Annotated in this window: 13 protein-coding genes and 1 pseudogene; 5 read left to right on the top strand and 9 right to left on the bottom strand. The window is 39.4% G+C overall.

Features of this window, described 5'->3' with window-relative positions; translation table 11 throughout:
• Positions 1-584: 584 nt before the first annotated feature.
• The 6 genes from rd to L877_RS14135 form a co-directional block, all read right to left on the bottom strand.
• Entirely contained in the window at positions 585-743 is a 159-nt protein-coding gene (gene rd / locus L877_RS13975) for a rubredoxin (RefSeq protein ID WP_084554869.1), read from the bottom strand.
• Between the two features lie 20 nt (positions 744-763).
• A complete protein-coding gene (locus tag L877_RS0110480) occupies positions 764-2,710 on the bottom strand; it encodes a diguanylate cyclase (protein WP_026836029.1) in 1,947 nt (648 codons plus the stop codon).
• Positions 2,711-2,914: 204 nt separating this feature from the next.
• Positions 2,915-3,382 carry a hypothetical protein gene (locus tag L877_RS0110475; RefSeq protein WP_026836028.1) on the bottom strand — a complete coding sequence of 156 codons (468 nt, stop codon included), beginning with the start codon at positions 3,380-3,382 and terminating at the stop codon, positions 2,915-2,917.
• Positions 3,383-3,499: 117 nt separating this feature from the next.
• On the bottom strand, positions 3,500-4,246 hold the full coding sequence (locus L877_RS0110470; protein ID WP_026836027.1) for an N-acetyltransferase: 747 nt from the start codon (positions 4,244-4,246) through the stop codon (positions 3,500-3,502).
• Positions 4,247-4,265: 19 nt separating this feature from the next.
• Positions 4,266-5,144, bottom strand: coding sequence for an SPL family radical SAM protein (locus tag L877_RS0110465; protein ID WP_026836026.1), 879 nt, complete (start codon positions 5,142-5,144; stop codon positions 4,266-4,268).
• A 15-nt stretch (positions 5,145-5,159) separates the two neighbouring features.
• Complete coding sequence (locus L877_RS14135; protein ID WP_156923029.1) at positions 5,160-5,321, bottom strand: hypothetical protein; 162 nt, start codon at positions 5,319-5,321, stop codon at positions 5,160-5,162.
• 202 nt (positions 5,322-5,523) lie between these two features.
• Here L877_RS14135 and L877_RS14420 point away from each other — a divergent pair.
• From L877_RS14420 to L877_RS0110440, 5 genes and pseudogenes are all read left to right on the top strand, one after another.
• Positions 5,524-5,658: pseudogene (locus L877_RS14420) on the top strand (ACT domain-containing protein); the annotation flags it as partial.
• A gap of 28 nt (positions 5,659-5,686) precedes the next feature.
• Positions 5,687-6,190, top strand: coding sequence for an HXXEE domain-containing protein (locus L877_RS0110455; protein WP_026836025.1), 504 nt, complete (start codon positions 5,687-5,689; stop codon positions 6,188-6,190).
• 51 nt (positions 6,191-6,241) lie between these two features.
• On the top strand, positions 6,242-6,982 hold the full coding sequence (locus tag L877_RS0110450) for a TraX family protein (protein WP_026836024.1): 741 nt from the start codon (positions 6,242-6,244) through the stop codon (positions 6,980-6,982).
• Between the two features lie 44 nt (positions 6,983-7,026).
• Positions 7,027-8,007, top strand: a complete 981-nt coding sequence (locus L877_RS0110445; protein WP_026836023.1) for a serine hydrolase domain-containing protein — start codon at positions 7,027-7,029, stop codon at positions 8,005-8,007.
• A 215-nt stretch (positions 8,008-8,222) separates the two neighbouring features.
• Complete coding sequence (locus tag L877_RS0110440; protein ID WP_026836022.1) at positions 8,223-8,612, top strand: cupin domain-containing protein; 390 nt, start codon at positions 8,223-8,225, stop codon at positions 8,610-8,612.
• Here L877_RS0110440 and L877_RS13695 read toward each other — a convergent pair.
• From L877_RS13695 to pyk, 3 genes are all read right to left on the bottom strand, one after another.
• Positions 8,609-9,274 carry a helix-turn-helix domain-containing protein gene (locus L877_RS13695; RefSeq protein WP_051437826.1) on the bottom strand — a complete coding sequence of 222 codons (666 nt, stop codon included), beginning with the start codon at positions 9,272-9,274 and terminating at the stop codon, positions 8,609-8,611. The two genes, L877_RS0110440 and L877_RS13695, sit on opposite strands and share 4 nt — an antisense overlap.
• Positions 9,275-9,307: 33 nt before the next feature.
• Positions 9,308-9,745, bottom strand: a complete 438-nt coding sequence (locus tag L877_RS13060) for a sodium:calcium antiporter (RefSeq protein ID WP_051437825.1) — start codon at positions 9,743-9,745, stop codon at positions 9,308-9,310.
• A gap of 100 nt (positions 9,746-9,845) precedes the next feature.
• Positions 9,846-11,207, bottom strand: coding sequence for a pyruvate kinase (pyk, locus tag L877_RS13055; RefSeq protein ID WP_051437824.1), 1,362 nt, complete (start codon positions 11,205-11,207; stop codon positions 9,846-9,848).
• Positions 11,208-11,336 lie beyond the last annotated feature (129 nt).

Below are 11,336 nucleotides of genomic sequence, written 5' to 3'. Positions count from 1 at the left end.
AATTAAAATGTTTGATTCTGCCAAGATATTTGCTTGGCTAATCCGTTCAGTAAGCATCGTACATAGTACGAGTTGTTTACTTGGTGTTTCGTTCACGAAACGTTAATGAATAATTCAAAAGAATTTCAGGAAACTAATCTTACCCGTTCTCACTAATGAGAACTTGTCATAAGTTTGTAGTTTCTGAAAATTCGTTAAGGCTATTCTTGCCTTTTTTATTTTGAATTTTCAGGGTTGTTTCACTGTTCAATTATCAAGGTTCTCTGCTGTGCAAAATTTATTTTGTTTGCGTCAGCGAATACTATCTTATCAAAGTTTACCCCAGATGTCAACACTTTTTTCGAATTTTTTTTTAAGTTTTTTTTAGAATCGTTAAAAACCGCGTATTTGCGCGCTTTTTTGACGCAACTTTTTTTGAACTTTTTGGTGCATACTTGTGATTTGACAGCAAAATTCCTCAAAAAAAATTTTAAAATTTTTTTTAAAATTTTTCCATAAATGTCTTACGACCTATGGGAGTAAGACCAGCGATATGCCATTAAAAAAACCCGACCTAACACGGCCGGGTCCAAATAAAATCCAAATTATTGCTTCTCGAACATATCTTTACCCACTCCGCAAACTGGGCATACCCAATCCTCAGGTAAGTCTTCGAACGCTGTTCCCGGAGCAATTCCGTTATCAGGATCACCCACTTCTGGATCATATTCATAACCACAAGGTCCACATACGTACTTATCCATATTTACTAAACCTCCAATTCCTAATCTTCACTATGTCTACGCAACCTCGCCTGTCGATGAGCACGCTCTTTCTCCTCGTACATAGACTCATCTGCAAGGCGAATATAGTCTTCAATACTTCCTTTGTCATCTGGTTCGATGATATACTCGCCGATACTGGCCGACAGCTGAAATGTAATCTTCAGGCCTTTGATAATCTCATCTAGGGCGGACTTAAAGTACTCTCGGTACTTGAGCATATCGCCCCCATCTTCCCTATACTGACCAACGGCCACAAATTCATCACCGCCGTATCGTCCTATATACCACTTTTCTCCCAGCGAATTGCTAAGTGTCTCGGCTATAGCTTTGATAGCAAGGTCACCATTCAAGTGACCATACTCATCATTAATTATCTTCATATTGTTTATATCAATGAAGAGCAATATGGATTTTCTGCCCTCAGCCTTCTCTTTTTCTATAAATGGAAAGAGAACCCTGTCGCAACCAAGTCGATTATACAGGCCCGACAAGGAGTCCGTCATATAGAGTTCCTGAAGCTTACGATTATTTCTCTGGGAGAAAATATACTGCTTAACAGTGATAAACAAGTTTGCAAAATTGTTGAGCCATCGTATGAACTTCTGATCATACAATATCTCGGGAGTGTTCTTTATCGCCACATATCCCAACAAAAATCGAGTATAATGAAGTGGCGTCATCACATAGATGTTGGATTTTCCCTCTTCCTTCTTGTAGCCCGGATACAGCTCGCGCAGCGAAACTTCTTCGCATCCCGTGCCTTTGCCTTCTTTCCGCTCATAGACTACTCGCATAACGTCCTTAAAGCCATTGACGCTACTAACATACTCTTCCTCTTCTAAGTCAAAGAAGGTTGGATCTAGGCAGATACAATAGTCCTCGCCAAAAAAGTGTTGGTTCTTGAGAGCATTTTGAAATGTTCGCTCAAATTCTTCTTTGCTCTCAACTTTGGACATATCAACTCGAACCGCCTGGAAGAAAAACTCTATCATCAACTCGTTGCTATAATTCTCATAACTGTTTCTCATCTTGTTGAGTCTTACCTGGACATCTTCTTTCTTAGGGTCACATCCGCAACTCTCGGAAGGTACAAAATGAGATGAATATACTTTGCTGCTGTCTTCCGGCTTATTTTCAATTAGATTTATCAATTCCTTGTATGCCAATGCTCCAATAATATCCCATTGTCTGGAAACAGTAGATATCATCGGATAAGAAATCTGCGCCTCATGAATATGATCAAAACCGGTAACTATGACATCCCTCGGAGTCTCGTAACCTTTCTTATGCAGACCACTTACAATTCCAAGGGCCATGAGATCGTTGGCACAGACAAACGCATCAGGAATCTCATTGCCGTCATCAACCCACTCTTGAATCTTGCGCATAGTCCAGTAGTACTCATAGTTTCCTCTGATACTTCCCGACAACTTTAGCCCATGCTCTTCAAGAACTTCTTCCAATGTTCTTCGACGTTCTTCACACTCAACATTGCCCTCGTATCCGGCAACATAAACAACTTTTTTGACACCATGCTCTTCAACAAGATGGGTCGCCAACTCACGCATACCTTGAGTATTGTTAGTTCCAATAAATGCAGCACCAGGCACGGCCACCTCCGTGGACACCATTGGCACGCCTGTACCTCTGAATTTGTTGGCAATCAGTTCAATTTCATCATTATCTGCATATGTATTAGCTAATATAATAACTCCATCATAATCCTCAGCTCTGACCATCTGGTATATACTTCGCTGAACTTTAACTGACTGAGGTGCGTCACCAATAAGGCTGTTAGATATGAACATGAAAATATCGACTCCATCCTTAGCAGCCTCAACACGCAAACCTTCAATCACCAATTTAACATACTCGTTACTCCAACCGGTGGCGAATAATGCGATTCTATTTATTGATTTTTGCCCTTTATCACCTTTTCTCACCATAAGTATACCCTTCCTTACTTTTATATCCCTTCAAAATGATTTCCATCACTTTTATAGCTAAACATAATTATACTACAATCACAAAACCATATCAAGAATTCAGATGTAAAAAACAAATAAAAAAACTATTAAAATTCAAAAAATCGAGTCATATATAACACAAGAACTCTGCCTTCGCAGAGTTCCTGTACAAACAATTCGATCTTAATCATTATACCCCACCGGGTATTTTTTCAAATTCCATACATATTTCTTCTTGCCATCTTGGGCATACTTAAGCTTAACCGTAATCTTGATGTGTGCCTTGCCTTTTTTGCGACCCTTCACCTTGAAAACAGCACCATAGCTAGTATTTTTCTTTTTCTTGACTATCTTCACGATCTTAGGAGAATAGTTTTTAATAGTAAAAGACTTAATCTTATTACCTTTTTGAAGTCCAGTAATCGATTCTTCGTGAATCTCTCCCACTTCAGGTCCGATAATCGGATAGTTGGGATCACAGCTAATTGTAAGCGGCCAGTCATCCATTTCATCTCCGCCCCATGGTTTCTTAGCATAAGAAGTTTCACAAGGCAATGCCAGAGAAAGCACTAGCGAAAATACAAGTGAAAACACCATGACAATTGACAATAATCCTTTTTGGTTAGTTACTGATTGATTTGATCTGAACATATACTTCTAGATCCTCCTTTCACGTTTCAGCGCTTCTTTATCTTATCTTGACACTCTCCCATTTAGTATACCATAAGATATCTTCTGACACAACATCGTAACTGTGTCGCTTCCCTCCTATCCATTGACCAGCTTTAAGAACTTCTTTTCGTTCATCTGCTCATTTGTAACATATTCCCCATCATGAAACAGGGCATAATTTGTGATCGGAGTCGGGGCATTCTGAGCTTCATCCCTGCTCTCTATATGGATTGCCCGGAATGGGATACCGTTCTCTTCAGCCGTCTGCTCCAAGACCGGAACATACTTTGCATTGAAAGGACATTGGCTCGTATAATATAAAACATAGCCCTTCTCTTTTATATGCGGATGCTTAGCGCAATCTTTGAATCGTGGTGTGTTTGCCTTCTCTTCAAACGTCAGATACCAAAGCTGGATACCATTATCAGCTTCATCCGCAACGGCAAAGCCCTTGTATTTCAGAAACTTCGGATCAGCCAGGAACGGCTTTTTCTTAGCTGCACTCAAAATACAAAGCCCCTTCTTGCCTTTTCCTTTACTATCCTCGATACATGCATCAAGCAGGTCCGTGGAATATCCATGCCCTTTAAAAGACCCGGACACCCACAGACAATCAATATACATAATACCGTCAGCCTCAATCGGAACCCATGCGTTTTCCGCAGGGATATATTCGATAAAGCACTTGCCGCGCTCCACGCTCTTCAGGAAAACAAGACCTTCATCAAACCTGTCAGCCAGCCATGCCTTCTTTGAAGATACCTGCACATCCTTATTATTGGAAATTGCGCAGCAAATGTGTTCCTTTTCCAAATTGTCCTTTGTTACCCTGATGTATTCCATATAAACAACCTCCTTCGCTTTACAAATCAAATATACTCATCTGCGGATACTTATCCGGAAGTTCTTGCATAAATCCGAAACACTCATCCGGAGTTGATAGTATCCCATTGTCCTTACAGATTCTCTGGAATATCCCTGTCAATTCGTTTGCTTTCGGACTTGGCAGTTCATACGCATTTCCATACCTTTTGATATACCGCTCTTTCATTCCTGGAAAATGCTTATCAAGCGCCTCATAATAATATTCACGATCACCTTCACGAAGCGTTAGACCCATGCCGAAATCAATAATGCCCTTTACCCCGACTCTTACACACTCATTCAGAATTGCTGTGATGTTATCCTCAGTATCATTGATAAAAGGCAGAATCGGCGTAAGCCAGACAATCGTTGGAATGCCATTCTTGCGCATTTCTTCCAGCACTTCAATCCGTCGCTTTGTATTGCAGACATTCGGTTCCAGTATTCGGCACAGATCATCATCGTAGGTTGTAAGCGTCATCTGCACCACGCATTTTGCAGAACTGTTAATCTTTGAAAGCAAGTCGATATCCCGAAGTATACGGTCAGATTTTGTCTGAATCGCAACTCCAAAACCATTTTCCAAAATAATTTCCAGGCATCGCCTTGTCAATCGCAAATTTTCTTCGCAATGCATATACGGATCTGACATCGCGCCTGTCCCAATCATGCACTTTCTTCTTTTCGACTTCAACGCTTTTTCCAAAAGATCCGGTGCATTCTGCTTCACCTCAATATCTTCAAAGGGATGCGTAAACTGATAACACCTGCTCCTACTGTCACAGTATATGCAACCGTGAGTACATCCCCGATATATGTTCATTCCATAGTATCCACCGCTACCGGTCAGAATCCCTTTTGCATCAACAAAATGCATTTTATCAGCTCCCTTTTACTTTAATCGGATGCCTGCTTTGTTTTTCATTCCCTCATCATCCGCATACTCACGTTCAAACAACAGGCTTCCATCATCTTGTTCCGTATCTGAAGCAATATGGATAGTATTCCAATCAACCTGTCTATCTTCATTCCAAGCTAACGCCCCTTTCCTCACGCTCCGTATGTATCATACCAAATCCAACACGACAACTGTATGTCATGTTTATTATAGCAATGAAACTTTTTTTCGTCAAAGAAAAACCGCCGACAGACTTAAAAATACTAGGGTCTTTTTATTTTAAGTAATATCTTGTTTTTGACCAGAGCATGTGATATGATGTAGAAATACAGATGGCACAAACAAAGCGGGCTTTGCGGAGGATACGCCGCAAAGCACAGTCGAGCGTGATGATGGATGGAGAGGCTTCCATATTCAGGGAGTTCTCGACTTTTCACTGATTGGGATTCTGTCAAAACTGTCCGTCATCCTCGCAGACCATAAAAGTAGTATAAATTTCAGGATAACTAACGAGGATAAAAATGAGAGAATATGTATTACTGCTTCCAATTATATTCATATTCCATGATATGGAAGAGATTATAGGATTTGGATGGTTCTTCAAAAACAACCCGGAACTATTTGATAGATTTCCGATAATTACAAAAGCATACAAGGATTTTACTACCGCGGGAATGGCGCTTGCAGTATATGAAGAATTCATACCATTTTTCGGGGTTAGTTTGATAGCATATTATTGGGGAAACGATGTGTTATACACATTATGGTTTGGTTTGATGCTTTCTCTTGCGGTACATTTTATCGTGCATATCGGACAGAGCGTCTATATAAAGAAATATATTCCATCTTTGATTACAAGCATAATATGTCTACCAATAAGCGTGATTATTTTGATAAACAGTTCGCAATACATAGTTATCAGTATGTCGACTATTCTGCTTATAGTTGGAAGCATTTTATTGATGATGGCTAATCTTAAATTTGCTCATCGGCTTATGCGCAAATTTGGAAAACAACTTGGATAAACAGTAAATTGGAAGATGACTGCACAAATTCAAGTTTGTAGGAGAACTGAAATGGATACAATTAAGAAAACAGGACTAAACTCAAATGAAATAAAGCTAATTGCTATTATTGCGATGACAATCGACCATGTAACATGGCTACTATTTCCTGGATGCCAAAAGATATGGTGGGTCATGCTTCTTCACGCGATAGGAAGATTGACTGCACCGATTATGTGGTTCTTTATTGCTGAGGGATTTCATTACACTCGAAACATAAAAAAGTATATTGCCCGACTGTTCGTTTTCGCTGTAATATCGCATTTTGCCTATAACTTTGCCGGAGGAATACCGTTTATTCCTAACGGCGTCTTTAATATGACAAGCGTAATGTGGTCGCTTGCTTGGTCAGTGGTTTTGATGGTCATATTTACAACGGATCAGTTGTCACAGTGGGGAAAAATCTTTTTTATCCTTATAATCTGCCTTATTACCTTTCCATCGGATTGGTCAACCGTGGCGGCTATGTGTCCGGTATGCTTGTACATAAATCGTGGCGATTTCAAGAAACAATCGCTTACGATGCTCATATGGACAACAATTTATGCAGTCATATATTTTATCTTTATGGACAAAGCGTACGGAATCCTTCAGATGTGTACGCTGTTATCATTACCGATTTTGAAACAGTATAACGGTGAGAGGGGAAAATGGAAAGGCATGAAATGGTTTTTTTATCTCTACTATCCGGCGCATTTGTTTGCAATTGGAATCATCAGAGTGCTCATTGGAAACGGAAGTATTGTCCCTTAAATAGGATATCCTTAGATAAATACAGAAAGAGGTGCTGTTTATTAATGAATCATGAAACATTACATAAGCTGATAGAAGAGAAACATAGAAATATATGCCAGATTGCGATTATGCATGAAGGAGAACTGATATATTCTGATAAATGGAATGGTTATCGGAAAGATGATTCAGTACATATTGCATCAGCGACAAAGAGTATTACAGCCATACTTGTTGGTATAGCAATTGATAAGGGAATAATTGAGAGTGTTGAGCAGAATGTTCTGGATTTCTTCCCTGAATATCATTTAAAAAGAGGAGAAAAAACTCTTGAACAAGTAAAAATAAAGCATTTACTTTCGATGACTACTCCGTACAAGTTTAAGTCAGAACCATGGACTAAAGTTTGTATGAGTGATGATTGGGCTAAAGCTGCTTTGGATTTGATGGGAGGAAAATCAGGACTTACAAATACATTTCAATACACTTCACTTGGAATACAAGTTATTAGTGAAATAATAACAAGGAAAAGCAACATGAGTATGTTGCAATTTGCAAACCAATACTTGTTTAGGCCATTACAGATTGATGAAAGAATAGGATACAGTGTTCATAACAAAGAAGAACATATTGATTTTGTAACTAGAAAGAGTCCCCATAATAAGTGCTGGTTCACAGATGTAAAAGGAAATGCTGTGGCTGGTTTTGGATTATGCTTATCCGCAGAAGAAATGACGAAGATAGGGCAGCTATGCTTAAACTTTGGTGAATATAACGATATACGGATAGTATCTAGGGAATGGATTGGACAAATGCTAATGGTACATGCATTACCAGGTCAAAGATATCACAATATGAAATACGGATATTTCTGGTGGATTATTAATGAAGATAAAAAGATTTATTCAGCTATTGGAGATAGTGGAAATGTTATTTACTTGGATATGAAGAGCAATCTTGTTGTTGCTGTTGCTTCAACATTTAAGCCAGCAGTCTTCGATAGAGTTGAATTTATTAAAAACGAGATTATTCCACAATTGTTTTAGTTAGCAAAATTCCAGTTTGTCTAACACTCAACAAATACTTTAAAAATCTCTTTTTCTACTGCATTTAAAACCTCTCTGATATTTCAAGATTATTTCCCATAGCAATTTTATCCAATTCATATTTACTTACAGTTGTTATAATCATCTCATAAACTGTGAGATGGGTTCTTTATTATTAAAAGGACCCCCACCGCAAACGAAAGGAGATTATAAAAATGAATCTTAGTGTATTTGAATCTTTTAACAACGGTCAGTTATGTCTGCCAAACAAAACCATTTCATTCACCGATATCGAATGGTCTAAACACCCAGTTTTTGAAGGTGTAGAATTAAAACACATTGTCACCTCAAAAGAAACTGATGGTGAATACAGTTATCATCTGGTGCGCATCGCTCCGAATAAAAGTATCCTTGATCACATTCATGAAACCCAGCTTGAAACTCATGAGGTAATCGCCGGCGAAGGCATCTGTATCAATGATGGCTGTAAACTCGTCTATAAACCCGGTGTTATCTCGATTATGCCCTCGAAAATACACCATGAAGTCCATGCTAGTGAAACAGGTTTATATATGTTTGCCAAATTCTTTCCGGCTCTTTGTTAATTATTTTTCACTAGTATACTTTGATAGTTACGAGGTGTCAAATTAACTATTTTCTGAAAGCATCTATCAAGGTGGCTTTGATCATAGAATCCTGCCTCATAAGCCACCTCGGAGATGTTTTTATCTGTTTCAAGCAGTTTCTGTGCTTTTCTTACCTTACACTGAATCTGAAACTGATGCGGCGTCAGTCCAAATGTTTTCTTAAACTTTCTTATCATGTTATACGAGCTCATTTGGGAGTCTGCTGCCATTTCGCTGATAAGATAATCATCCGCCGGCTTTTCCATAATATTTTCTTGAAGTTCTTTCAATACTTCATCTTTTACAATAGTCTCTGTCTTTATACACATTACCATCATAGAATATGAACTTCCATCTGCCGGTCTAATCTCATGAATGGTATTTGGCATAATCTGAAATTCATCTCCGCGCTCATAAGCACGCTCTACACCATTTATAATAATATAGCATTTTCCGTGCTCTATATGCCCAACAATCAAGTGTTTAGGGTGTGTGTGCGGAAGATATGATTTCCTTGAGTTTTTATAAAACACGCACTCAATCTCATTATTAGTTTTTGCATAAAGTACTTCACTCATTTCTTCCTTAAGAAGATGATATTCCGATTGTATTTCCTCTAACAATTTCTCGTCAATTGCCACTTGTATCACCTCAAAATAAAAATAAACTTCATATTATCTAATTATTGCAAATACTACATCCGCGACATACATCATAAGCATCATTATTCCTTCTCCACGTGCAATTCTCCTCGAAGTAAAAGCAAATATATAAGATATTCCACTGACAACTACGAGTATCATTAAGTCATATACAGACGCCATATTTATCGATACAGGATGGATCAATGCCGAAATTCCCAAAATAAACAGAAGATTAAAAATATTAGAACCGATAACATTTCCAATCGCCATACCAGTTTCTCCCTTTCTGTCAGCAACTACAGATGTAACCAGTTCCGGAAGGGATGTTCCGATAGCCACGATCGTAAGCCCTATCAGCGTCTCTGTCATACCGGCTGCTCTTGCGATTTCTTTTGCGCTGTTTACAACAACCTGTCCTCCAGCAATGATCAGCACAAGTCCGATCACAATATACAGTAAGCACTTCACGCTCCATACTGTATTCGATAAAGTGTCCACCTGCTAAAACCGAACCGCAGGATACCAAAAGCAGTATTTGAAGCAGAATAAACATAGAACCATTCCTCCTCTACTTTATCGTTTCCAGACGTATCGTATTGGTACTGCCTGATCGTTTGCCCACCTGTCCACCGGTAAGTATGATATTATCTCCGCTCTTAAGCTCAAGAAGATCCGTAGCATGCCGCGCGGCATGATAGAACATTACATCTACCGAGTCGAACTCATCACTCATGACAGGAGTAACTCCCCAGCTCAGATTCAATTTTCGCCATGCCTTTGACGAAGTAGTCATACCGACTATATCCACCGGGCATCTAAATCGGCTTACCATTCTGACAGTTATCCCGGACATGGAACTTATAACGATTCCCTTTGCCTTAGTATCAATTGCCATTGCACATGTGGCATGTGAAAGTGCATCCAGATTGTTCTTTATGACATAATCCGTTCTGTAAAACCTTTTCACATAGTCAATATTCTTTTCTGTATACTCTGCGATCTCTGCCATATTCCTTACAGCTTCAACAGGATATTTTCCTGCAGCAGATTCCCCGGAAAGCATTATGGCAGAAGAACCATCATATACAGCATTGGCAACATCCGAAATCTCTGCCCTCGTAGGTCTGGGATTATGTATCATGGATTCAAGCATCTCTGTTGCGGTAATCACTCGTTTCCCGAGAAGTCTGCATTTCTTGATAAGGTATTTCTGGATAGCCGGTACTTCAATAAATGGAATCTCAACGCCCAGGTCTCCTCTCGCCACCATTACCCCATCAGCGATTTCACATATCTCATCAATATTATCCACACCGGATCTGTTCTCAATCTTGGCGATAATATCAATATCCTTGCCTCCGTTTTCATCGAGAAAACTCCTGAGTTCACTGACATTTTCTTTGTTAGACACAAAAGATGCCGCAACAAAATCAATATCATTCTCAATACCGAACAACAGATCGGATTTATCAGCTTCACTGAGGAAATCACCTTTAAACACATGCCCCGGAAAATTCATGCTTTTGTGATCGGAGATTTCCCCGCCGGCTATGACATCACACACCACGTCCGTTTCCGTCAATTCCCTAACTTCAAAAACGAGCAAACCGTTATTTACAAGTATCCTGTCACCAACATTTAATTCTGACACAAGGGCTGCATAGTTTACAGCAACAATAGTCGCATCCCCTAAAACATCTCTCGTAGTAAATGTAAAGGTCTGACCATCCTGCAGGGTTTCTTTCCTGTTTTTAAAATCCCTGATCCTGTACTCCGGTCCCTTCGTATCAAGCATGATTGGCAAAGAATATCTCAGCTTCTCTCTGACCTTCTTTATCATCTTGATCTTTTCCAAATGTTCCTCATGACTTCCATGAGAGAAGTTCAGCCTTGCCACATTCATTCCGGATAGGCACATTTGGGTAAGTATACATTAAAAGCAGTGAGTTGTCAACCTTTTTTGACGGTCGGCCTCTTCGGACACCGTCACAAAAGCACCTCGCTTCTTCCGCCACTGGCGGCGCTTCGGTGCTTTTGCCCGCGCCGTACGCGGCGCTCG

The organism is Eubacterium xylanophilum ATCC 35991 (assembly GCF_000518685.1).
Taxonomy (GTDB): domain Bacteria; phylum Bacillota; class Clostridia; order Lachnospirales; family Lachnospiraceae; genus Eubacterium_F; species Eubacterium_F xylanophilum.
The sequence above is the reverse complement of the archived record's forward strand: the minus strand, read 5'-3'. Positions and strand labels throughout refer to the sequence as shown.

Coding starts and splice junctions, on each gene's coding strand:
- L877_RS0110465 (WP_026836026.1), bottom strand. CDS start 5,144: ATGCATTTTGTTGATGCAAAAGGGATTCTGACCGGTAGCGGTGGATAC.
- L877_RS0110440 (WP_026836022.1), top strand. CDS start 8,223: ATGAATCTTAGTGTATTTGAATCTTTTAACAACGGTCAGTTATGTCTG.
- rd (WP_084554869.1), bottom strand. CDS start 743: ATGGATAAGTACGTATGTGGACCTTGTGGTTATGAATATGATCCAGAA.
- L877_RS0110475 (WP_026836028.1), bottom strand. CDS start 3,382: ATGTTCAGATCAAATCAATCAGTAACTAACCAAAAAGGATTATTGTCA.
- L877_RS0110470 (WP_026836027.1), bottom strand. CDS start 4,246: ATGGAATACATCAGGGTAACAAAGGACAATTTGGAAAAGGAACACATT.
- L877_RS0110445 (WP_026836023.1), top strand. CDS start 7,027: ATGAATCATGAAACATTACATAAGCTGATAGAAGAGAAACATAGAAAT.
- L877_RS0110455 (WP_026836025.1), top strand. CDS start 5,687: ATGAGAGAATATGTATTACTGCTTCCAATTATATTCATATTCCATGAT.
- L877_RS0110450 (WP_026836024.1), top strand. CDS start 6,242: ATGGATACAATTAAGAAAACAGGACTAAACTCAAATGAAATAAAGCTA.
- L877_RS0110480 (WP_026836029.1), bottom strand. CDS start 2,710: ATGGTGAGAAAAGGTGATAAAGGGCAAAAATCAATAAATAGAATCGCA.